Raw genomic sequence first — 23,902 nt, forward strand, 5'->3', positions numbered from 1 at the left:
ACGACCTTGTCCGCCCACTGCCAACTGACCGGCGCCCAGCCGGGCTTCGGCAACACCATCTCCCACTCGCATCGGCGTACTTCGCGTCGCTTCGACCCCAACATCCAGCGCAAGCGTTACTGGCTGCCCAGCGAGGGGCGGCATGTCCGGCTGACGCTCAGCGCGAAGGCGATCAAGACCGTCGACAGCATCGGCATCGAGGCCGCGGTGGCCCGTATCCGCGCCCGAGGGGGGAAGGTCTGATGGCCAAGAAGAGCAAGATCGCGCAGAACGAGAAGCGCAAGGCGGTCGTCGAGCGGTACGCGGCCCGCCGGGCGGAGCTGAAGGAGATCATCCGCCGGCCGTCCTCCACCGACGCCGAACACCGGGCCGCAGTGGAAGAACTGAGGCGCCAACCCCGCAACGCGAGCGCCACCCGAGTACGCAACCGGGACAGCGTGGACGGGCGGCCGCGCGGTCACCTGCGGAAGTTCGGCCTGTCGCGCGTCCGCGTGCGGGAACAGGCCCACGCCGGCTTCCTGCCTGGGGTCACCAAGTCCTCCTGGTGATCCCTCCGCTCGCGCGACGGGCCCCGAGTCTGGCCGTGACTCGGCGGAGTCACGGCCGGACCGGGGGCGCTGAGCGTGCCTGCGGACGGCAGGGCAGGCACAGGAGGCTGAGCCGGTAGCCCTCGGCCTGGGGGAGCCGCTGCGCGGCGATGGCGGATGCGACGAACAGGTAAGGCCCGGTCGCGTGCGAGGCCACCTCCGCAGTCCACGCTCGGTCCGTCACCGAGGCCGCGATCATCGTCCGTCGGGTGCTGTCCGTGAAGAAGTTCCGGCGCGGGTCGATCACGCCGGGCAGGTCGAGTTCGAACCGACGAGCGCGACCTTCTCGACGCGTTCGTGGCGGGTGCTGAGCCCGGTGTCGATCTCGACCACGGTGGCGTCGGGGCGCGTGGACAGGAAGTCGATCACCCACCGGTCGAAGAGAAGGGCGCGCAGTAACGCACCGGTGAGGCTCGGGAGATCGACGAAGCGCCCGAAGTCGTAGTCGACCGAAGCGACGACATCTTCGGCCCGTGCGTCGCTCAGAAGCGCGTGATCCGTGCGGTTCTCAACGGCGCGGGCATACAGGGGTACAAGGAGCTTTCTCGCCGTCCCCAGGCGTGGCTTCTTCCTGTCGTCCATGAAGCGGCCTCTGTGGCACAGGTGTGCACCGGGTCGGACGGTGCCGTGGCTGCGACCACCGTCCGACCCGGAGTTTCAGTGCCCCGTCATGGTGGTGAGGGGGTCGTGCTCGTGTGCGCAGCTCTCGTCGAAGCCGTAGGTGTCCCAGGCGGGGAAGGGGTCGGAAGCGGGCAGGGCTTCGCCTTCCCGGATGAGGCAGTCGGTCAGGGCTGCCTGCAGCAGCTCCGGGTCCAGCTGGGTTCCGATGAAGACGAGTTCCTGGGCGTAGAGGCTGTCGGCGTCACGTGCGGAGGAGGGCTCGAAGCGGGCCACCGAGCCGGCCTGCGACCACAGTCCCGTCACATGGGGTCGACTGGCGAGGGTGAAGAAGCCCTTGGACCTGAGGACCTGCCCGTGGGCGCCGCTGTCCAGTGCCTCCGTCACGAACGTCCACAGCCGTCCCGGGTGGAAGGGCGTTGAGGAGCGGAAGACGGTCGATGAGATGCCGTACTCCTCCGTCTCGGGAACGTGGTCGCCGTTGAGTTCCCTGACCCAGCCCGGAGCCTGTTGTGCCCGCTCCAGGTCGAAACGGCTGGTGCCCAGTACCTCGCCTACCGGTATGCGGCCCCGCACGGCCGGTACCACCCGGGCGGCGGGGTTGAGCCGTGCCAGAGTGGCCCGGAGCCGGTCGGCGGCGCGGAGTCGACGAGGTCGACGCCGGGAGTGGTCCGTCGAGGAGGTTCAGGCAGCGGAGGGGTGGTGCGCGATCAGTGCCCGCGCGAGCGCCCGCCGGCCGGTTGGACCGGAGGTGCAGTTCCATGGCGGGCCAGGGCCCATCGTCGGCGGTCGTCGGCTCCATTCCCGTCCTGCTCCATAAGAAGCTCGCCCTCACCTGTGAGCCGGGATCGAATTGCCTCCGAGCTGGGCAAATGCCGCCGACCCCAGACATGCCTGATGATACGTCAGATAAGTCAGCATGGACTCAGTATCAGTCCCGTACGGTTCCTCGCGTGCGCCTGGTCGGTGGCTTCGCGGCAGCCTGGCCGCGCAGAAATGCGCAGGCGGGAAGCCTGATCACAGCAACGCACGATTTTCCTGAAGGTCTTCGAGCCGAAGGCATGCCGATGTACAGTGAGGGACGCCCCTGACCTGCAGAAAGTTGGCGGGGAGCCGTCTTCTAGGAGTCTAAAGTGCTGCGAACTTTGATCAAGTCCAAGATCTACTATCTGGACATTTGCGCAGGTCAGAGGCATGATGGGGCCGCTCAGGTCAGCAAATGGTCAGCATCGGACGCGGGAGCGTCCTGACTTGCTGACCTGACGGCCGCCGTGGCGGGGCCTGAGCGCGAATGTCCGGCTCTCGTTTGGAGGTTGCGTCTCTTGGCTCGTCAGCTCGCCCGGGGGATGGGGTCGTTCTTCAAGGACTGCGGCTGTGCCCGGCCGTCCCGGTGTCCGCATCCGTACACGATCCGCTTCCGGAACGGGATGGGAAAGCAGTCCGAGGAGAGCGGCTTCGGCACGCAGGACGATGCGATCGAGCGCCTGACGCAGATCTACACGGAGAAAAAGCGTACGGCGCCATCTGTGGCAGAGGCGCGTCGCGAGCTGGGGCAGAAGACGGTGACGGAATACGCGAAGGAGTGGCGGTCCCGGCAGCGAAAGATGACCGAGTACTCCACGGGCGAGCACGTTGACAGCTCCCTCAACGTGCACATCTTTCCGCGCATGGGTTTCCGGAAGCTGAATACCGTCACGCCGCTCGTGGTGGAGCGTTTCCTGGAAACATTGGAGGCGGACGGTGTCGGCCGAGGGAACCAGGTCAACATATTTCGCATCCTGAAGACGATTCTGCGGGACGCCTTTGACAAGGGGGCGATGGCGGACGACCCGGTGAAGGGGGTACAGGAGCCGGAGTACGTTCGGGAGAAGGTGGTCATTCCGTCCCTGGAGTATGTGAAGCAGGCGCTGGCGGTCGCGGGTGACGATCTCGCGATGGAGATCGTCATGATGGCGGGGTGCGGGCTGCGCAATGGTGAGGCCCGGGCGGTAAACATCAACAACGTGGTGGCCGACGATGTGTACCGGGTGCACGAGCAGATCCACTCCAACACGCACCGGCCGGCCAAGCTCAAGCACCGCAAGGTAGGGGAGTTCCGGGAGGTGCCGCTGCCACGCTCGGTGCGGGAGGCAATCGAACGATACGAGGAGAAGCACGGCACTACGCGGGAAGGGTATCTGCTGCGAGGGCCGAGCGGATACTACACAGAACCGATGGAACGCCGGCGCGTTCACGCGCTCTTCGACAAACTGCCGGAGATGGACAGGATGGGGATGTATGGCTTCCGGCACTACTTCGCGTCCAACGCACTCGGCAACGGCATACCGATCACGGACGTGGCGGAGTGGATGGGGCACAAGTCGATCGAGGAGACCTACCGCACCTACCGGCACCTGATGCCGGGCAGTATCACCAAGGCCGCGCGCATCCTTGACGCCGGTCTCTGGGAAACGGCGTGACAGTCGCTGGCGCAGTGGGCCCCATCCGGTTGTTCTGGAACTGGATCGGACGGTCGCAGGAGGGGTCGTGCAGGCTCGCCGGGACTGGATGGTAGAGGAGGCAAGGACGCAGTCCCAGCGTGCTGACTTGCTGGACATTGCTCCGGGGCGCGGTGTGGAGTCGGGTGAAGTTATTAATCATATCCCGCGGGAAGGAAGTAGAAAATCCGGATATTCTGAGAGCTCGGCCGAGCCTGTGCGTGTCAGGGCTGTGCAATCAATGGGTGGGCCTATTCGTGCCAGCGCCGTCGGTGATGGCGGATGAACCGGACGTCTATCCGATGCCAGCGGTGCACGTTTAGCTGGCCCAAATGCGTCCCGGTCACAGTGTCGATGATTCGCAGGTCATCGGTCAGGGCGCGCGCCCCGAAGTCGAAGAGAACGTGACAGTTCGGGCACAGACAGAGAAGGTTCTCCACCGTGTCGGGACCGCCGTCGCCCCGGGCTCGGATGTGTGCTCCCTCGCTGTACCGGTTGAGGGGCGCGGGCAGTACAAGTACCTCTCCGCACATCTGGCATCGGTCTTCATACCACTGTTTGAGTAGCTTGGTGGAGCTGACGTTGCGTCGGGAAGCCGGGAGAATCGGGTCTTCGGAACCGGAGGCGGAGCGATACGGCGACGCGCCGTCCGGGTAAAACGGCGGCGCGGTGCCCTCAGGACCCGTGACCCCGAACACTGCACCACTCAGGCGCGTGACAACAGGCAGGACTTTCTCCAGGCGCACCGCGTTCAGCTGCAACGTGTCAAGGATAGAACGGCGGACAAGCGACCATGCGGCGTCGATGTGCCTGCCATGGATCGCCGTGCACTCGGTCGCAGCAAGAGTGCCGGCAATGCGTGACACATGATCGTCCGTCCGCACGAAGAAACCGGCCTCGTGCTCGGGGAGCACAGCGAACCAGACGTTTTCTGCTTCTCGGATCGCGTCCCACTTCGCTCCCGCACGGGGCGTACAGGTCAAGACGAACTTGGTCTGAAAGGCCCAGGTGTAGGCATCCGCGAGCAGTTGTTGCCAGTCCTTCTCCGGTGCGCCGGAGGCGTCGGGGACCGCCTCGAGGGTTGCTCGGCGACTGAAGTGCAGAGTCCTGGAGTAGGTCGCGGCATCGGTGGAGCGAAAGGTCTTCCACTCATCAAGTGACACCTCCCAGAGCACGCCGACGTGCGGTGGGGCTGGTGCGCCATAGAGTCGGTTGCGCCGCTTGCCGCGTGAAGGAAGCCGGTCCTGGCCATCCCACGCTCTGCGCAGGTGCGCTTCGAGCGAGAGGGAGATGGTGGGCCTGCCGCGACTTTGGCGGAAGGGACTGCCGGTCAGCAGAAGAGTGGAGACGGCCTTGCCCATTCTTCCGGCCCTCCGAGTGGTGTGTCCGGCGGAGCCGAATAGCTGCACGTCAGATACGTCGTGATGTGTCAGCAGTGGGGCTGGCGCTTGCAGGGCAGGGCGCAAGACGTCTTGTAGCGGGGGCAGGCCATGTCCGTTGGACTCGACGAAGGTGGTCCATACGGACAAGGGTGCACTGGGCCACATGCTGAGTGAGACGGCCGGAGCGATGGCTGCGGACCACCAGCTCACCGCGGCGGCGTACACGCCTGATGGATCCGTCCCCGCTGGCCGGGCCAATTGCTGGGCCACGTGGCCCAGCGGCCCGCTGTAGATGATGCCTTCGTCCATCGCAGCCCCCGGTTCACTCCTGCGTAAGGGTCCGCCCAATGGCAGTGGGGCTGCGCTACAGGGGCCGGAGTCCGGAATGTGTAACTGGTCTGGCTGGTGCGCATTCACGGGTGGATGGTGCCTGACTCGAACCAGGCGTGAAGGGTGGGCTCAGCTCCGTCCGGGAGATCGTCGATGAATACCACGGCCAGGCCGCGCTGGGCTCGGGAGCAGCAGACGTAGAACAGGTTGCGTGACCGTTCGGTACGGTCGGGTTTGTCGGTGCCGGCGAGCATTTTGCCGATGCTGAACCTGTTCCAGGCGCGGTCGTCGACCACTACGACGACGTTTTCGAATTCGTCACCCTTGACACCGTGCTGGGTAGAGAACGGGGTGAGTTCATCGATGAAGTGGGTGACGCTGATGACTTCACGGTAGGACACGGTGCGGAGGTTATTGGAGAAGTCCGCCCGTCGCTGGTCGCGCTCGTCCAGGTTCGTTGTGGATCTCCGGCGCTCCAGGTCCTTGAGCTTTCCCGGCAGGGCGAGGAGATGGCCGTCGGCCATCAGATCGAGCACCTCGCCGATGGTGCCGGTGCTGCGTACGGCGTCGAGCGCACGGATCGCGTCACTGATGGCGCGTTTGTGTGCGTGACGGGTGATCTGTGTCCGTCCCTCGTCCAGCAGGTTGGTCAGCTCGGCGAAGTCATTGTTGTGAAACGCCGCGCTGACGGCCTCGATGCGGGTGAGGTACTGGATGTACGGCTCGTTGCGGGCCATGAGGTCGTCGGGACCGTAGCGGCCCAGCTTTCGGTACTGCTCCAAGAGGTTGGCGTACTCCAGGGTGCCGGCTATCCCCCGGTGGGTGAGCAGCAGGTACTTACAGTTCTCCCGTGTCCAACCGTTCCGCGCGAGTGTTGCTTCGGCGGCGGTGAGTCGCTCATAGCCAGCCGGGATGCTGCTGTTGAGGAACAGGTGGATCTCGCCGGTCTGCTGCTTGCCGACGGCGTCCTGGGGGAGCTCGGGACGCATCCGGTTGAGCACCTCGACGACGGGAGGCGAGCAGCGGTAGTTCTCGTGCTTGGTGATCTCAGTGAGAAGGCCGGGCCGTTTTACCGCTCCGACTCCGGACTCGTAGATCCTCTGCATGGAGTCGCCGAAGAGACCGACCACGCATTTCTCGCGGCCCGCGCCTGCCAGGTGGTCCAGCAGCAGCTGGATCGTCTTGGGCGAGGTGTCCTGGTACTCGTCGACGAAGATGACCGGGTACTTGCTGGTGATGATGCGTATGAGCTTGGGGTGGGCCGTGACGAGACGGAGCGACAGCGCGATGACGTCGTCGTGGGAGATGCGCCCCTCGTGCAGCCTGCGCCCACGGTCGGAATACTCGATGACGGGAGGATCAGTAACGTCATCAAGGTCTTCCGGTTTGGACAGGTCCTTGTTGTAGTCGAGAATCTGCTGCCAGAGTTCACGCTGGTACGGCTGGATGACACTCCACAGGAATTCGTGGATGGTACCGACATCGACGAGCGGATCTGCGGCGATGCGTTCGTGGATCTTCTTCTTTGCGACGTTGGTATAGGTGATGCAGGCGATCCTCCGACCGTGTGCCTCCAGGTCTGCACGGCGGTGGGTCAAGAGGTGCCGCAGGGCGCGCACCAATGTGGTCGTCTTGCCGGCGCCGGCCCCTGCTTCGACGAGGAAGCTGCGCCGGGCCTCCAGTTCGGTGGCGACGGCTTCGAGGGTGTCTAGGCGAGCCACTGCAGTCCTTCGGCGATGTAGCGGGGAACGGCCCAGTCCTCCAAGAGCATGACGTCGAAGGCGAAGTCCGTCTTGTGGTCACTGAGTCGCTGTGCGATGTCGTAGGCCTTGGCTTCGATCTCGTCGGCAGTGGGGTCTGCCCCGACCTCCTTGACGAAGGCCACCTTCAGGGCGAGCTGGCGGAAGTCCCGCGCGAGGGGTTCTGCGTTAGCGATGATGAAGGCATCCTCGAAGCTCCGCGCGCAGGCTCCCGAATCTGTCTCCGGGATCTGGTAGGCGACGCGGACATGGCCCTGCTCCTTGTCGGCCGGGTCGGTGGCGAGCAGCTCGGCGATGCTGGACTTGGCGGGCAGCCAATGCTTGAGCGTCGAGTTCGAGGTGACCGTCTGACCCTGGCCGGGTGGGCAGGCTTTGCGGTGCTTGGGGCACACGGAGTCGATGTCGGTGATGACGAGCGTCTTGACGTTCAGGAAGGCGATCAGATCTCGGAAGCGGACGGCGTAGGCGTCGCCAACCTCGATGACCGATACGTACTGGTGCAGAAGCCCCTTGGCGCAGCGCCGGACCATTTCCGGCAGGATCAGCCGTTCCGCGGTGCCCTCGATCAGGATCACCTTGTCGGCGAAGAACATGTCACACCGGTGCAAGACCATGTACTGGCGCAGGAAGCGCAGGGTCTCGTCACCCTGCGGGGTGGCCTTCACGTTGGCCTCGAAGGTCGAGAGGTCCTTGACCGTGAGCTGCGGCTCGGAACGGTCGAAGTAGCGCACTGTGTGGAAGCCGCTGCTGGCGACGATGTGGGAGGAGTGCGTGGTGATGATCACCTGCACCTTCCAGCCCGTCTTACGGTCGATGAAGTCCTGGATGTTCTTGATGAACGTCTCCTGCATCTGGGGATGCAGATGGGCTTCGGGCTCCTCGATGAACAGCACCTGCAGCGCCGGTTTGGGTGTGGTGCGCTCGTAGGTCTGGTGAAAGCTGATGACCTGCAGGATCGTGAAGATCAGCTTGCTGTAGCCCAGCCCGTTGTGACCTTCGGGAAGATGGAAGTCGTCGTCCCCGGACGGGTATTGGATGCGGGTACTGCCGCGCAGGATGCCAGAAGCCTCGATGAGGGAGACGATGCGGGGCTTCTGGACCGGGGTGATGGTGCCCACCCCGAAGGTACGCAGGTCCTCGAAGATCGGGTCGAACAGCGTGGCGTAGTTGTCGTCGAGCTGCTGAGAGGCGGAGGCCAAAGCGGTCTCGATCTGCTCGATGCTCTGGTGACGGTCCTCCTGCCCGCTGTTGACCTTGTAGTAGGCCTCGAACGTCTTCGACAATGTGCGGGCCTTGTCGCCCGGCGTGTCATCCATCTTGGTCTGCGCGTAGACGAACTTGACCGACAGGATGGATTCGGCGGCGCCACGCTTGATCTCCTTGCGGACGTTCTCGTGCAAGGGGCTGACCGCGCGATAGGCCGCGGCGAAGTAGTCCGAGAAGTTCTTGCGCAGCCACTTGATGCGATCGAACTGCTCCCGCTGGCTAGCCGACCAGAAGTCCTTGAGGAAGTCGTGCGGGCGGGCCACCTCCAGCGCCGCTTCGATCTTGACCTCGAAGCACGTGTCGTCCAGGTCGAGGATCACGCCCGTGAGCGGCGCGAGGTCGTCGTCCTCCGTGTACTGGATGGTGAGGACCAACTGGATGGCCGGGACGAGATCGTAGGCCTTGGCCAGCAGGTCCTCGCTCGTCGCGGAGTCGCCACGGCCGGCATGCGACTGAGCCTCGCCGAAGATCTGTCGCGCCTGTTCGATGTCGGCGATACGGCAAGTGGAGAAGTCCTCCAGGACGAACCTCGTGTCTTCCTCACCGAAGAACTTTTCGAAGAGATTGACGAACGACGTCTTGCCACTGTTGTTGCGCCCGACGATGAGGGTGGCCTTCGGATCAATCCGGACGTCCACTCTCTCGAGGGCGCGAAAGTTGATCACTTCGGCATGCGTCAGCTGCATCTCACTCCCGATCTTGTCCCCACCCCAGCTCCCGGGAGGGCACCCGTGTGCCTGCCGAGAGTCAGAGCAGTATCTGATACGGAAGGGGTAGAGATGCCTACTTGACTCAAAGTGGTCAGAGGTGTGACGGGTTACGTCTGTTTGAGTCGTTGCTGATCAGTCTCTGTCTGTGATCCCGCGCGAGGAGCGTGGTGATGAAATGGCATGTGCAGGATTGCCAACCCAGCTCGGTCGTGCTCGTGCGGATGCGACAGGGGGTCGGCCCGTCGAATGAGTTCAGGCGCTGCAGTACACGGTGAACGTGCCCCGGGTGAGGGCGTGGACGTAGGTTTCGGCGCCGGCCAGCAGCCGTAGGTGTTCCTCGGTGCATGCAGATGCGGACAGTCCGGGCTGGGCGAGTACGGTGTGGAGGCGCGGCCGCAACTGCGGGGCGAGTTCTCGGATGCGGTAGAGCTCTTCGATGCTGCCCGCTTCGAAGGGTGAGACTCCGGTGCGTGCCCGGAAACTTCTGGCGCGTCGGTCTAGATGGTTTAGGAGCGGGCCCAGGTGGTCCTGCCGCCACTTTGCACCGCGGACGGCTTGGCCGCACAGTTCGTACAAGTCGGCCACCCGGCCACCGGGGGCTGGCTCGGAGGAGTACTTGCAGTGGACCAGGGTGACGACGAGTTCGTCGCCGTCGATCTTCATTCCGACCAGGTCGGCTGCTTCGCGGGCGCGGTCGTCGTCGATGAGGATGTTGAACTCCTGCGACTGCTGCAGGTGGGCGGAGATGTAGGCCTGGATGGAATCAGGTTCGCGTGTGGCGGTCTGCGACTCCTTCTGGATGTTCACCCCGGCCCAGTTGAGGATGGTCAGTCGTCTGCGGTCGAAGGGGGCGAGGTCCTTGCGTGGAGCGAGCAGCCGGTCCTCGGCGGTGATCATCTTGTCGCCTGCCAGGAACAGAGTGGGCTTGTGCCGATTGATCCATTCCTCAAGCGAATACTCGTGGATTCCCGAGCGGACACGCCCGTCCAGCTCGTCGGGAGTGTAGGTCAGTCCGTTGTCGGTGAAGTCGGCGCTGTAGGCGATCTGCCAGGCGGGAGTGGTCAGGCGGATTCGGAAGGGGCCGGTGGGGGAGTGGTTCGCCACTTCCAGGGCGACGTCGACGGCGGGGTAGGCGGTGCCGGCGTGGGAGATCTGGGGGCCGGGCCCGTTGCCGGTGAACAGCGGCCAGGGCCATTCGGCAGCGATGAGTACGCTCTCGGGGCGTTCGGTGAGGTCCTGGGGGAAGATGAACCCTTCCATGACGCTGGCCAGGTCGATACTGGTGTCGGTGAGCTTGGCCCCCTGCTCGTCACACCAGTCGGTCCAGGCCTTGAGGTTGGGGGCGGTCTGCATCGACCAGAACCGTCCTGACAAGGCGGCGCTGATGGTGGTCTTCTCCCCGTTGCGGAATCCGGAGGCGGCGATGTGGGTCTGGCTCTTGCCCTGACGGTCGGCGGTGGTCAGCGCCTCGTAGACGTCGCTTCCCACGTGCATGGAGAACCGGTTGAAGTGGTCCCGTGAATCCAGCAGGCCCACGTTGGTGGGGATCAGGCGCTCCATGTGGCCCAGCACCCTGAAGGTCGGCATGCCGGTGACTGGCCGGGATGCCACGCCCAAGACGGCCTGGGCGAGTTCCTGGTAGTCACCGGTGTTGTTCGAGCCGTGGATGTAGAGCAGGCCTCGGGCACGGCTGAAGTACATGACGATCAGCTCGTAGGTGACCTGCTCCAGGGCCTGCGGGGCTCCCCAGCGGACTTCGCTGCGGGTCTCCACCACGAACCAGGCAACAGTGGACGTGGTGTTGACCGCGATGGTGCTGTCCAGGACCCGTCCTCCGCTGTAGACCTCCAATGCCCGTTCGGGAGTCCAGGTGTGGTCGGGAGCATGGTGAGCGATGGCGCTCATCTTGGGTTCCAGAACTGCGACTGACACCTCTTCCGGGGCATCGGTGAAGGACGCCTCGAAGTCGCTGATCTCCTCCACGCTCGCCGTGGCCCGTTCGGTGATGTCATGCAGGATAGTGTCCCAGTCGGCGTCCTCGCGCAGCAGTTCACGCAGTGGTGACAGCGCTACCGACGGATCACGGGCCACGAACACCGAGGCCGTTCCGATCGTCGAGCCTGCGGAAGTGGCACGGGTGAATCGCCCGATGAACTGGATCATCGGGCTGAGGCTCTTCTTCACATCATGTAGTGCGGCGATCTTCAGGGCTGGCAGATCGAAGCCTTCACCGAGCATGTCGACGCAGACCACGATCCGGCACGACCGATCTGTCAGAGCGGCAAGCGCCGTACGCCGTGCTCTGGCCGACACCTTCTCGTGCAGAACGGTCGGATTCATGTCCGGCGCGAGCGCCTGATAGAGCTCGCCGAGTTCTTTGGCCCGTGCGATGCTTCTCGCCCGAACCATCGCGATGTGATCGAGCCCTGCCGCCTGGTCCTGGCGCAGCTGTCCCACCGCCAGCTGCGCGAGTTCTCGGTCAGTGCCCTCCAGGCTGAGCACGGCCCGGTAGTTGATCGGGGTGAAGTACCCGTCCCGTTGGGCCTCCCGCAGCGGGAACCGAAAGATTGTCCGCCCGGGCACAGGACGCCCGTCCTCTCTGAACGGAGTGGCGGTGAACAGCAGGACACGCCGGTCGGCGAAGGTATCGACAATGCGCGACCAGCTGGGTGCCGGCGCGTGATGGGCCTCGTCGACCACCAGGTGAGTGAACGCGGCCAGCAGGGTGTCGAGAGATTCCGACTCACAGGCCTGAAGGGCGTGTGGGGTGGTGACTACCACGTTGCAGGCGGAGGCGAATGCCGCAGCATCGGCTGCGTCGTGGAAGCCGTGCTGGAGTTTGCCCACTACGGGCCGCATCACGCCCGGGGTGACGATCTGGTGTGTGTGCAGGATGCCTAGCGACTCGAACTTCGCAGCAATTTGATCACGCAGCGCCGAGGTTGGAACCAGCACCAGCAGACGCTCGGGTCGGGCGGCCACGAGCAGCGCGAGCATCGTCTCTGTTTTGCCTGTTCCGGTGGGCATCACCACGATTCCCGGAGCGGTTACTCCGGAGGCCCAGTAGCCGATCACCGAGTGCAGGGCACCGATCTGGGGACGTCGTAGCGCGTGCGGTTCGGTGTGGTCGCGGAACCCGATGCCGTCAACGAACGAGGCAAGCACTGTCTGCGGCGGGCGAAGTACCGTGTCGCCGACCCATCCCACACGCCCGCTCGTTCTGACGGTGGGTATGACAGCCGTCAGCTGCTCTGGCTCTCCGCCTCCGGCGCGGATCGCCGGCCATCTGCCCTGTTCGCTCGTTACCTGTAGTCCGGTGGCTGCCTCCAGCACATTCAAGGTGCCTGACGGCACCAGTAGTTGGCGCACCGTATTGCGGCCGAAGACGATTTGTTGGGCCCACACATTGCTGGTCACGACGTGCACACGTGCTCCTGTTCCTTACCCGTTGGGACTGGTAGCTCAGTCGCCCCAGCGCCCAATCCGACTACCGCGCCCCTCACAGAACGCCAGTAGGGATTCAACCGATATACACCCATGAGTTGACTACCGCACCCCAAATGCCGGGTGACCTGCTCCAGGGCTCAGTGAGATTGGGCCCTGGCCGGACGCCGCGGAGACGTCGCCGCTTCCGCGCGGACGAGGGAAGTTGCCGTCCTCTGCATGTAGAAACGCTGTACCGCGTTGCGATTAGAACGCTCGGCCGACCATCCTTGAGGAAGCAGCGATGCCTTCGCCGCTCGGCCGGAAGGTGGGGTCTCCGAGGGCGTTGATGGCGGTCGGCGGGATCAGGAGCCCCCGCCGACCGTCGTGCTCCGGGTTGTGCGCCCGAATGTCAGTGGTCACCCGTATCGTCGGCATCAGTACGTTCAGGGGCCTTTGGGGGGACAGTGACCGACGGACAGCGGCGAACGAAGCGGCCCACGGGTCCCGGCTCGGCCAGGCACAAGCAGGTCGTGGCGACGGCGGTCATGGAGGCCGAGGGGTGTCTGGACGACCTGAAGCGCGGACGACGCGCCGCTCTGGAGATCAAGAAAGTCACCGAACGGATGCTCTCGCCGGAGTACAAGGGGCGCGTGCTCGTCGAACTGCTCCAGAACGCGCATGACGCGCACCCCGATCGCGACGGCGTCGGCCGCGTCGAGATCGTGCTCGACGAGGACGAGGGCGAACACGGTGTCCTGTACGTTGCGAATGGCGGCAGGCCCCTCGGCCCCAAGAACTTCGAGGCTCTGTGCAGCATCGGTTTGTCGAGCAAGCGCCCTGACGAGGGCATCGGCCACAAAGGCGTCGGTTTCAAGAGTGTCTTGCAACTCACCGCCGCGCCGGAGCTGTACAGCGTCGCACGGACAACGTCCAAGACCTTCGACGGGTTCTGCTTCCGCTTCGCCCGGGACGAGGACTTCGATCGACTGGCGCGCCAGGTCGCGCCCGACCGTCCGGAGGCAGCCGGTCAGCTACGTGCGAACCTCTCGTCGTTGAAGGTTCCGGTGCCGGTGGACGACATCCCGGCCGCGGTGGTGCCCTTCTGCCGCCGTGGTCTGGTGACCGTGGTCCGGCTCCCGCTGCGAAACGCCGACGCGCGCCAGGAAGCGGTACGCCAGCTGCGCGAACTGACCGACGACGGGGTGCCGTTCGAGCTCTTCCTGGACCGCCTCGGCAAGGTGTCTGTGACGCACCGGGTGGGCAGCCGGGGGCGCTCGAACGTCTACACACGTAAGGTGGAGCCGCTCCTCACCTCGCGTGGCCTGAAGATCCAGCAGGTCACCCTGCGTCGTCGCACCCGCCTGATCATGGTGACGGCCGCGGTGGACCGTGACCGCGCGCACGAGGCCATCGCCGCCGATGTCGAATGCGGACCGCTGACGGAAGACTGGCGGGCCCTGGGCGACTCGGCCGTGGTCAGCGTGGCGGTGCCGGCGGGCGAACCGCTGAATCGCGGCAGGCTCTACACGTTCCTGCCTATGGGCGCACAACCGACCTGCCCGGTCCGCGGATTCCTCAACGCTCCGTTCCACACGGACGTGAGCCGACGCACCATGGCCGAGGCCACGCACTGGAACGACCTGCTGCTCGACACCGCGGCCGAGGCCTGCGCGCGGGCGGCGGTCCTGGTCGACGAGGGCCGCGTCGCGATGCCCGCGGGTGCCCTGGTCGACCTAATGTGCTGGGACCACGATCAGATGCGGCGCCTAGAGCTGGCCTTCACGGCACAGGACCGTGAGTTCGACGATGTCCCGTTCATGCCGGTACTGCATCCCCCTGGAGCCCGCACCTCTTTCCGGCAAGGCTATTTGTGGCACGGCCCCGACCGGGCCCGCGTGTTCACACCGCAGGCCGTCGCCGCCGCCGGGTTTCAGCACGTGCTCGACCCGCGGCTGCATCCCCTGCGCGCCGACCGGCTGGTCGCGCTGGGCGCGGCCCGTAGGCTGGGGCTCGTTCCTGACGCCTCCGTGCTCGCCGGCTGGGCGGAGAGCGTAGCCTCGGCCCTCGCCGAGAACGAGTTCGACGCAGGCAGGTGGGCGGACTATTACCACGATCTCTCGACCTGCTTCTCTCGTACCGGCGAGGAGCTAAAGGACAGGAAGATCGTCCTCACGGTCGACGGGACGCGAGCTCCGGCCGGCGATCCCGGGCTGTTCTTCCGCCGCTCGGACGGCCCGTCGGCCACACCGCCCGCCCTACCACCCGGCCTCGCGAAGAGCATCTCCTTCGTCCACACGGAGATCGCCTGGACGGGACGGAAGACCAGCCGGCGCTCCCGCGGCCGTACCTGGCTGGAGGAACAGAGGCTGGTACGGGACTACAGCCCGCAAGCCCTCCTGGACGTGCTGGGCGAGGCCATGCGCAAAGTCCAGGACGACGACGAGGCCCTGCGCGAGCACCTCCTGTTCGCCTGCGCCCTGTGGGAGTCCTCCCCGGACCGGCACGGCAAGCGGCCCGTGATCAAGGGGCTGTTGGTGCCGGGCCGCAAGGGCTGGGTGACCGCGACGGAGGCCATGTTCGGAGAGGGCTGGTCGGGCGGGCCCGGCGGGATCGACCGGACACTGGCCCGCTTCCTCGACTGCACCGAGGCTGTCTCCCGTGACTTGGTCGCCGCCGCCGACCGGGTCGTCCGCCCCGCCCAGGACATCTGTGCCGGCACCCGCACCGACGCACAGACCCTGCGGCGCTTCCTCGAACAGCAGGGAGTTCGCCACGGCCTGCTACCGACCTACGTGCCAACGTTCCAAGCGGTGAAGGGGCAGCATCTCAACCGCCCCTCCGCCTTTCCCGGACTGTGGGCCCTGAAGCTGGATCCGGACGCGCGGGCCCAATGGCAGTCGACGGCCCAGCGCTGGCCCAAGCGCCGCGACGATCTCTTCCAGACCGTCGAGTACCGCCCGACCCGCAGGAAGGTGGCCATGCTCCCCGGCCAGCGGGAGTACGCCGCGTTCGAGGAGGGGAGCCGCCGACTCTACGCCGAACTGATCGTCCACGGCCTGGACAACTGGGCCCCTGAGGCATTCGAGTTCCGCTTCGCGGGCGGCTCGGATCAGAAGGGCACACCGTGGCCCACCCCGCTGGCGGCCTTCCTGAGCCGAGCGCCGTGGATTCCCCAGACGGGCGACGACGAAGACACCCCCGCTTTCACCACGGCCGGCCAGGCGTGGTGGTGGGCCTCGGCGGAGGCGCCGCCCACCTTCCTCACCGTAGCCTCCGCCGCGCTGCCCAGACGGCAGTCGGACCGCGTGCTCAAACGCCTGGAATTGCTCGGCGTACGCCGCTGGGACGATCCCGGGACCGCCGCGGACCGGCTCCGCCACCTGCCCGCCCTGCTCCGCCGTATGCCCCGGCTACGGCAGGGACGCCTCGGGCATCTGCTGCGGCGGGCCTACGAACAGGCTTGGGCGGACCTCCTTCCTCTGGGTGGGTTCGGCAGCGGGTGGCGTTCCGGGATCCTCCCCGAACTCCTTGTGAGCCGGGCCGGGACACTGGATGTCCTGGCAGCCGAGTCCGAGCCGGAGCCGGTCTACGTGGCCGACATCCGCGGCACCCAGCAGCGGAGGCTGCTCGACCAGGCACCCTTGCCCGTCCTTCCGGTCGACGACCGGGCTCTGGGCCAGCGCATTCACGAGCACCTGGAGGTGCAGGGCCGTTTCGTGATCCGACCGACGAGCGAGGCGGAACTCGACGTCCGGGTCGACCAGCTGCCGATCGCCGACGCACCCCGAGTACCGCTGTTTGCCCTGGCTGGGCCCTGGCTGGAGACCCTCATGGTCGCGCTGGTCGAGTTCGACGAGGAGCGGTCCTCCCGAGCCACGGTGCCTGCCGCGCGCCGCGTCAGGCAACGGCTTCGATCCTGTGGCGTCGTCGTGGCGCGGACCGCAGTCACCCATATCGCCGGGCACACCCTCGACGCTTCTGACGATGACCGCTCCCTCCTGCATAACGATCCGGACGAACCCTGCCTCGTCGTGGTGTGTGCGCGGCAGCGCTCCGACTGGCATGTGCTGGAGGTCGCCGCTACCGCCCTGAGTACCCTGATCGGCGCTCCGTACCTGAGCACGGAGGTACAGCTAGCGTTCATCGCACTGAACCGGCTGGGCCGGACCGTCGCGGACGTCACCGAAGCGGACATCGCCTCTGTGCTCGCCATCCCGCAACAGCGCCTGGAGGCGGTGCTCGCTGACCGCGCCTCGATTCGCTCCGGCAGCGCCCGACTCGTCCCCCTGCTCGCCTGCGTCGACCTCGCCCTCGCCGAGGAACTGCAACGCGGACAGGAGACCCTGCACGATCGCGGCGAACTCCACGACTGGCTGGTCGCCCGGCTCGATGTCGACCGCGCCGACCACTTGCTGGGGCTCGTGGAGGAGAGCGACTGGCAGCGGATGCTGTCCGCGCTTGGAGTGCCCCTGGCCGAGGCCAACCGCGCTTGGCAGACACTGGGTCTGCCGACCGTCGACAACGTGGAGACCCACCAACGGCAGTTCCAAGCCTGGTTGCAGCAGAACCGGGCCCGCATGGCCGACCGCGTCCGTGACGCCTACGTGGCCCCGCACAAGGCGGGAGCCCCCCTCACGGAGTACGTCCGGCTGCGCTCGCTCCCCGGACTAAAGCCGGACCCCCAGTGGGGACTCGAACACTGGGACCTTCCTGTTAACCTCCTCGACGCCCACGCCGAGGAATGGATGGTCACGCACCTGCCCCCGCCACCGGCCCGTCAGCACCCCCCGCGCCCGGTGGCCGAGATCCACGAGGACTGCGTCGATACCATCCACGCGCGCCTTCCCCGCCTGCGTGTCCGCATGCAAGCCTGGCTGAACCGCCAGGGTCGCGAGGCCCCCTCCCTGCCGTCGGCCACCGAGGTCGCGTCGGCGATGGACGCCGAAGGTCTGCTCGACTTCGAGCCGATCAGCACCCGCACGCTCATCGCCTGGCTCCAGACCCACGGTCACTGGCCCGCGGGCATGCCCGCCACGGACCGGGCGGCCGACCTCGGCCTGCACGAACCCGCGCCCCTCCCGCCGAGCCCGCCCGTCGGTAGTACCCCGCTCCCTGCCGCGCCGTCGGGCCCTTCACTTCCCCTGAACGGCCGTGCCCTCCCGATCGGCCCCGACCACCTGCGCGATCTCGCCCAACAGGTCGCCGCCGACCTCACCCCCGACCAACTCGCCGCCTCCCCACAGCCCGGGACACCGTCAGCACCCACCCTCCCGAGACAACGAACCCCCTCCGCGGCCGCCGGTCGCGGCGGGGGATACCGGGCCGTCCCCCGGGACCCCCAGAGGGACAGAGCTGTCGGACTCGCCGGGGAGGTGGCCGTGGCCGCCTGGCTGGAGCGGCAATACGGCGTCCCCCGCGAAGAATCCTGGAAGTCCGGGCTACGCCAATACGTCTTCGCCGACGGCTCGGGCGACGACAGCCTCGGCTACGATTTCCTCATTCACGACAGGGACCGGACCCTCCTGTACGAAGTGAAGGCCTCAACCGGGGACCGGGGCGAGTTCGAACTTGGCGAGTCCGAAGTCGAAAGGGCAAGTCACCTCCGCCCGGACGAGACGTACACCATCGTCTACGTTTCCCACGTCCTCGATAGCACCCACCGACGCATCACCCCTCTCCCTAACCCATTCGGCGCCCCCGGCCTTGCCGGCTACCGCCTCGTCGGCACGGCCATGCGCCTGCGATTCGAACTGCCGCCGGGACGACCGGAACCATCCCCGTAGGCGACCGGCATCGGCCAGGTAGAGGGGGACGGCCTCCGTCTCCGGGCGGGACGGTTCGGGCTTGGCTGTGGTGACGTCGAAGACGGAACGCGCTGCGATGGCGGCGCGTTCGGTGTCGGTCAGGGGCGCCGGGCCGGGGCACATCTCGGCCGCGTGGACCTTCTCGAAGGCCACCAGTGCCTCCGCGGGTGAGTCGAAGGTGTCGGCGACCTGACGCAGATGATCCTCGCCGTGCAGGTAGACGGACTTGCCGCCCCGGTGGAGGTATGTGCCGACCGCGACGGTGGTGTGGCCGTCGTGGGCGTGGGCGTGAATCAGGAGGTGGCCGTTGCGGATGCCGTCGTGGATCTTCTGCGCCTGGTTGGAGACTTCGCGGATTTCGCTGCGGGTGCACCAGGGCATCGGGTAGTTCGGCCAGGTCCATTCCTCGTCGATGGCCTCCTGGAGGCGCGGGGTGATCTCGACGGTGATGCCTTCGGTGGTCAGGTGCTGGGCGGCGTCGGCGGCCCAGTAGGGCTCTTCGTGATCGATGCGAGCCAGGACCAGGACGCCTGTGGCGGCGGCACTCCAGCCGGCAGCCTCCAGAGCCATGGAGGCGACGTGGGCCTGGGTGCCGGTCAGGACGGCCTGCACGGCGCTCGGGCGAGTGGGGTGGGTGTCGAGGCGGACATGAGCGTCGATGGCGGGAGTCACGTGGGGGTCTCATGTTCTACCGGTGGCCGGGCCTTCGGGTCCGGCCACCGGCGTACTCGAGAGTTATCGGGTTGCTCGTGTGGATCGGGCGGCGTGTGCGGCCGTGGTGGTCGGCGGGCCGGCGCGGATGGCAGGCGCCGGTCGCCGCTGCTGTGGCGGGGTGGTTCCGGTGGCGTTCTGCCAGCGGGTGCGGACAGCGGCGATGTCAGCGAGGGCGCGGCGGGCGCCGACGACGAGCTGGAAGGGGGTGTTCGCCGGGTCGCCGGCGTACGCCTCGATGCGTCGTCCGGTGTGCTCGGCCGTGGCCAGGAAGGAGCGCTGCAGGGCACGTTCGGCCCAGTGCCCGACGGATCCGGCCGGTTCGGCCAGCATGCGCAGGACCGCGCCTGGTTCACTGCCGCCGTCCAGCAGGCCGCGCTGCTGGGCTTCCCACAGGACGGTGACGGGGTCGACGGGCTCGTTGCGGCGGGCGAGGGTGGTCAGGCACTGCCACAGGTCGGCGTGCAGCGGCAGGGTGAGGTCGTCGGGGACCAGCCACCGCACGGCGTCGATGTCGTCAGGGCGGGCGGTGGCGGTGGCGAGCAGCAGTTGCTCCTCCTCGACGCCTCGGTGTGGTCAGGGGCGAGAACGGGTGGCGGCGCTGGGGTGCGGGGGAGGACGCCGGAGCGCGGGGGAAAGCGGTTCGCGACGTCGTCCACGACCGCGGCGAGTGCGTCGGCCTCGGCGAGCACCGTCTGAACGGGGAGCGGGAGGCTGGCGTCGTGGACGGTGTGGATGAGGCGTTCGGCGGCCGTCAGCAGGCGGCGGCGGGCGTGCTCGGCCTCGACCATGCGGGCGTAGGCGGGGGCGTGGCTGGGCCAGGGGCAGACCTGGACGAGGGTGTGCAGGTAGGTGGCGGTCAGACCGCGCGCCTGCTCCCGACCCGCGGTGAGCACGCGGTCGAGCCACTTGGTGTTCTTCGCGTGCTCGGCGGGGTCGGGCTGCGGCAGGGTGCTGATCGCGGCGTACAGGGCGGTGTGCGCGGCGGTGGAGAAGGAGTCGGCGGTGATGCCGTTCACGTCGTTCAGGCGGTGCGGGTTGAGGAGGAGGGCCCCCAGGAGGGCCTGCTCGACGTGGAACACCGGCTGGGGCGGTGGGACGGCGTCGAGGTCGTTTTCATCGGGTTCGGGGGTGTGGGGCATCAGGTGGCGAGGGTGAAGTCGTCGGGGTCGAGGGGGAGGCCGAGGTGCGGGGCGAGGAGGTGGCCGGCGAGTAGCGGGGGCACGGCGTTGCCGATCTGGGAGAACTGCTGGCCCTTGTTCCCGGCCCAGGGGTAGTTGGCGGGGAAGGTCTGCAGGAGGCCGGCCTCGCGGGCGGTGATCCGGATCGGCTCGGGAACGGCCGGCGCATCGGTTTCTTCGGCTGGCGGTGTGGAGGGTTCGGCGACCCAGGTGCACTCGTTGGCGCGGTGCCCGAAGAACAGCGTGCCCGCCGGCTCCTGGATGGACCGGACGGTGGCGTTGGCCTGGTTGTTGCTGCGCAGGGACCAGGACCAGCGGTGGGCTTCGGCGGTGCACGTGGGCGCCGGAGCGTCGGCCGTACGGTTGTCTCGGGTGCCGTGCCGGGCCGCCCATCCGGCGCCTTCGCGGCGGGACTGCAGGACCACTCCGTCCGGCCGGGGCATCCAGGTGCCGCGCTCCCTGGCGTCGGACAGCGTCTTGCGGGAGCCCGACGGGAACGGTTCGGGGCCGCCTCCGGGCCCACCTCCTGCGCAGACGGTGGGGACGGGCCGGTCGGTCGCGCCCCATCCCAGAGCTTCGGCCATGCTGACCCAGCGGGCACGGCCCGGACCGAACAGCGATTCCGGCTCGGCGAGCTGGGCGTGCGTGGGCGTGGGCGGCTGCGCCGTCCGGACGCGGGAGGCCAGGAGGATCGCTCGCTTCCTGGTCTGTGGGACGCCGAAGTCGGCGGCGTTGAGGATCCCGCACCAGACGGAGAACCCCCACCCTCGCAGGACGGCCGCGTACTGCTTCCACAAGGGCAGCACGTCCGGTACTTCCTCCATGGCTACCCAGTCGGGCTCACCGACCGTGTTCAGCGCGTACAGGTAGCGCATCGGCTCGGCAGCGAGCAGGGAGCGCTCGTCACGACAGGCGGAGAGGAGGCGTTCGCGGGTGTCGCGCCCGGCGGCCAGGTCTTCGACTGCTGCGTGCACCAGTGGCTGGTCGACCAGGCCGAGGCGTTTGCCGGCCATGCTCCACGCCTGACACGGCGGCGAAGCGATCACACCGCGGGTGCGGCCGAGGAACGGCCAGGTCGGATACCTCGCCACGTCGCACCGGATGGTCAACTGATCTGCCGCTGCGCGGGTCTTGCACGCCCACGGGTCCCATTCCAGCCCGACGTCGCGCACGCCCAGGACGTGCAGTGCCGTGCTCCAGCCGCCCGGCCCCGCGAAGAGGTCGAGTATCACGTGGCCAGCCCGAAGTCGTCCTGCGTCAGCGCGTCGGCGTCGCCGCGGCACGCCCAGGGCGAGCAGCCGTCCTTGACCCCCTTCTCCAGGACGTCGGCCTCGTCCGCGCTGATCTGCAGGGCGGCCCGCTCGGCGGCGGTGACGTGGTCGATCGGCGCTTGGCTCAGTGGGACGCGGGAGCGGTGCAGGAACGCCTCACCGAGCAGGCGGCTGCCCAAGGCGTTGGCACGGGCATTGCCCTGCCGGATGGCCGCGTCGAATTCGACGACGTCCGTCCACTCGGACGGGGAGGTGTCCCTGATATGCCGCCACTGCGCATTCCCGTGGAACGGGCACCCCAGGCAACTCGACTTCGGTGTATCTGCGAGACCGAGTGAGGTCAGGTAACGCACGCAGTCGGTCCTGCTCCAGGACATGTCCAGAAGAGGATGCCGGTTGCGCATGTACTTGACGTCCGCATCCTTCGCGCGGTGGAATTCATCCGTGGAGATTCCTACCCACTGCTCGACGAAAACGCTCTTCGGGATGCGGGCCGGATAGGGGTAGCCGAGTAGTTCGCGAACCTTCTGCTTGATCGGCTTAACCTTATATTCCCCGGTACACTGCCGTCGGGTCATTCCAGGTCGCCCGTCCTGATTGAGGATGTGGAGCGGCATGGATGCGAACCGGTGATCCGGGTTCAGCGCGTCGTCGCGGATATTTCCGGCCGACACGCGGAGTACGGGTATCCCGGCGGGCGCGGCTATCTCTTCTTCCAGGCGGTCAAGGTGTGCATAAACCGCTTCGGGTTCCCATCCGGTGTCGGCGAAAATCGCGTAGTCTACCCTGGGTAGAATGCCCTCAGCTGACAGGGCGAGGAGTGTGCTGGACTGGATTCCCGCGCCGAGGGAGAGAGCGCGGAATCGGGGCTGATCTGAAATGGTCTGTCCTGGGTGTAAGGGGAAAGGGAGGGCGCGCTCGCATCGCGGCTGTCGCGTCAGTGGCGGGGGGATTCCGGCCGGTCGTGGGATACGGCGTCGCAGAGGGTGAGAATGCGGTCCAGGAGGTCGGCGGCCGACTCGATGAACTGCTGCGGTGCAGGCCCGATCAGGACGACCCGTCATGATGTGGCGTCGGTCTGGCGGCGTTGGTTCTCCACGGCGCGGGCCAGGGCAGCGGTCAGTTCGGCGCCGGCCGTGCGATCTGGTCGAGCTGATGGCGCTCGGCGCGGGCCGGATGCAGTCCGGCGGGAACGAACACGCCGAGCACGCATCGGGGTTGGGCGAGGAGGGTTGGAGGGAGTCGATGGTGGCCAGGAGGGGCCTTACTCGGGGGCGGGCTGTTGCGGCAGGCCAGCGGTGGCGGGTGGCCGGTGAAGGCGGGGAAGCCACGTCGAACAGGAGGCCCTCGGGCGGTGTCGTCATACGCGGCGCCGGGCAGCGGGCGCTGGCGGCGCGGAGGGCGCTTTCTGCGGGTTGGGCCTTGTGCCTCGGAGATGAGCTGCCGGTCCTCAGCGCGCGTCGAGAATGAGGTGAGGCGGCGGGAGAGCCCTCGCGCCACGGCGTGAGGTGGTGGCCGCTCGCTGCATCTCCACACCGGCACGGCGGAGTTGATCACGGCTGGTCGCGGGGGTGGAGTCGGCGTCCTCGTACAGCAGGATCTCGGTGCGGTGATGGATGGCGAGGTTGCACAGTGTGGCGGCGAGTGAGATCTAGGAGCAGGCGCCGGCGAGGTGCGCCGGGTTGTCGGCCCCGTCTTTCATCGCGGGGTACTGGCTGACCGACAGGTCGTGAACCTGCCGAGTGCACTGCATCGCCAGCTCGTGCACCCGCAGGCTGAGGGGTGCGATCTCTGGACGGGCTTGGCGATCTCGCCCTCCCGGATGCGTGCCGTCTCCGCGGACAGTTCCACCAGGGCGGGGGCCACCTCGCCGAGAAGGCGAGTGTGTTGGGTCAAGTCGACGGTGTGCAGGACAACTCCGGGAGGATGCGGGCGGTACGGGGCAAGGTGAAGATGGTTGGTCTGTTGATGTGCAGGAACGGAGCCGGTCAGAGGGCTTCCCACAGCAGGCGGGTGACGTGGTCGTTGCCGTGGCCGGCTCGTGGGCGGGACGGGGTGTGCCATCCGGCGCCGCGCAGTGATGCGCCGCTCTCGCCGTCCTGCGTGTAGGTGACCAATCGCCAGTAGCCGAGGGCTTTCGCCGCCCGCCATGCGGCGCCGTGGAGCAGTGAGTTGGCGTTGCGGGCGCCGTCGGTGGCGGTCCGGGTGACTTCGAGGGTGGCGCCGTCGTCCAGGTGACGGGCCACCGGTCTACCGACGATGGCCACGGCGCGCAGCGTGCCGGTCTCGTCAGCGGCGCCGACGGCGAAAATTCTGTCCTGCGGGCGGCGGGCAGCGTCGGTGCCAGGTGCGTACGAAGTCTTTCGCCTCGCGGGAGCG

The 23,902-nt window shown here is 67.1% G+C and carries 12 protein-coding genes and 3 pseudogenes; 4 read left to right on the plus strand and 11 right to left on the minus strand.

Features of this window, described 5'->3' with window-relative positions:
* Positions 1 to 6 precede the first annotated feature (6 nt).
* Both rpmB and rpsN read left to right on the plus strand, forming a co-directional pair.
* Complete coding sequence (rpmB, locus tag AB0L56_RS21660; protein WP_004936751.1) at positions 7 to 243, plus strand: 50S ribosomal protein L28; 237 nt, start codon at positions 7 to 9, stop codon at positions 241 to 243.
* The gene (gene rpsN, locus AB0L56_RS21665; RefSeq protein WP_365425440.1) at positions 243 to 548 is read left to right on the plus strand and encodes a 30S ribosomal protein S14; all 306 of its coding nucleotides are present in this window, start codon (positions 243 to 245) and stop codon (positions 546 to 548) included. Before rpmB ends, rpsN begins: the two co-directional genes overlap by 1 nt.
* A 282-nt stretch (positions 549 to 830) precedes the next feature.
* Here the strand turns inward: rpsN and AB0L56_RS21670 are convergent, their stop codons facing one another.
* Together AB0L56_RS21670 and AB0L56_RS21675 are read right to left on the minus strand one after the other, a co-directional pair.
* Entirely contained in the window at positions 831 to 1,169 is a 339-nt protein-coding gene (locus AB0L56_RS21670; protein ID WP_365425442.1) for a hypothetical protein, read from the minus strand.
* A gap of 75 nt (positions 1,170 to 1,244) precedes the next feature.
* Positions 1,245 to 1,841: pseudogene (locus tag AB0L56_RS21675) on the minus strand (GTP-binding protein); the annotation flags it as partial.
* Positions 1,842 to 2,527: 686 nt separating this feature from the next.
* Here AB0L56_RS21675 and AB0L56_RS21680 point away from each other — a divergent pair.
* Positions 2,528 to 3,664 (plus strand): tyrosine-type recombinase/integrase, encoded by a 1,137-nt coding sequence (locus AB0L56_RS21680; RefSeq protein ID WP_365425444.1) that lies wholly within the window; start codon positions 2,528 to 2,530, stop codon positions 3,662 to 3,664.
* A 269-nt stretch (positions 3,665 to 3,933) separates the two neighbouring features.
* Here the strand turns inward: AB0L56_RS21680 and AB0L56_RS21685 are convergent, their stop codons facing one another.
* The 4 genes from AB0L56_RS21685 to AB0L56_RS21700 form a co-directional block, all read right to left on the minus strand.
* On the minus strand, positions 3,934 to 5,043 hold the full coding sequence (locus AB0L56_RS21685) for an HNH endonuclease (RefSeq protein ID WP_365425446.1): 1,110 nt from the start codon (positions 5,041 to 5,043) through the stop codon (positions 3,934 to 3,936).
* 434 nt (positions 5,044 to 5,477) lie between these two features.
* Entirely contained in the window at positions 5,478 to 7,115 is a 1,638-nt protein-coding gene (locus AB0L56_RS21690) for a UvrD-helicase domain-containing protein (RefSeq protein WP_365425448.1), read from the minus strand.
* Positions 7,103 to 9,106, minus strand: coding sequence for an AAA family ATPase (locus AB0L56_RS21695; protein WP_365425450.1), 2,004 nt, complete (start codon positions 9,104 to 9,106; stop codon positions 7,103 to 7,105). The genes AB0L56_RS21690 and AB0L56_RS21695 overlap by 13 nt, the downstream gene beginning before the upstream one ends.
* 276 nt (positions 9,107 to 9,382) lie before the next feature.
* Complete coding sequence (locus AB0L56_RS21700) at positions 9,383 to 12,556, minus strand: DEAD/DEAH box helicase family protein (protein ID WP_365425452.1); 3,174 nt, start codon at positions 12,554 to 12,556, stop codon at positions 9,383 to 9,385.
* 530 nt (positions 12,557 to 13,086) lie between these two features.
* Between AB0L56_RS21700 and AB0L56_RS21705 the strand changes: the two genes are divergently transcribed.
* On the plus strand, positions 13,087 to 18,339 hold the full coding sequence (locus AB0L56_RS21705; RefSeq protein WP_365425454.1) for a DUF3883 domain-containing protein: 5,253 nt from the start codon (positions 13,087 to 13,089) through the stop codon (positions 18,337 to 18,339).
* Between the two features lie 3 nt (positions 18,340 to 18,342).
* On the opposite strand, the pseudogene AB0L56_RS21710 reads toward AB0L56_RS21705, so the two are convergent.
* From AB0L56_RS21710 to AB0L56_RS21730, 5 genes and pseudogenes are all read right to left on the minus strand, one after another.
* A pseudogene (locus AB0L56_RS21710) lies at positions 18,343 to 19,032 on the minus strand (hypothetical protein); the annotation flags it as partial.
* A gap of 63 nt (positions 19,033 to 19,095) precedes the next feature.
* Positions 19,096 to 20,213, minus strand: a pseudogene (locus AB0L56_RS21715) (DnaB-like helicase N-terminal domain-containing protein).
* Positions 20,213 to 21,484 carry a DNA cytosine methyltransferase gene (locus tag AB0L56_RS21720; RefSeq protein ID WP_365425456.1) on the minus strand — a complete coding sequence of 424 codons (1,272 nt, stop codon included), beginning with the start codon at positions 21,482 to 21,484 and terminating at the stop codon, positions 20,213 to 20,215. Before AB0L56_RS21720 ends, AB0L56_RS21715 begins: the two are co-directional and overlap by 1 nt.
* Positions 21,481 to 22,359, minus strand: coding sequence for a hypothetical protein (locus AB0L56_RS21725; protein ID WP_365425576.1), 879 nt, complete (start codon positions 22,357 to 22,359; stop codon positions 21,481 to 21,483). Before AB0L56_RS21725 ends, AB0L56_RS21720 begins: the two co-directional genes overlap by 4 nt.
* Positions 22,360 to 23,511: 1,152 nt before the next feature.
* Positions 23,512 to 23,790, minus strand: a complete 279-nt coding sequence (locus tag AB0L56_RS21730; protein WP_365425458.1) for an XF1762 family protein — start codon at positions 23,788 to 23,790, stop codon at positions 23,512 to 23,514.
* Positions 23,791 to 23,902 lie beyond the last annotated feature (112 nt).

This window comes from Streptomyces sp. NPDC052079 (assembly GCF_040680275.1).
Taxonomy (GTDB): domain Bacteria; phylum Actinomycetota; class Actinomycetes; order Streptomycetales; family Streptomycetaceae; genus Streptomyces.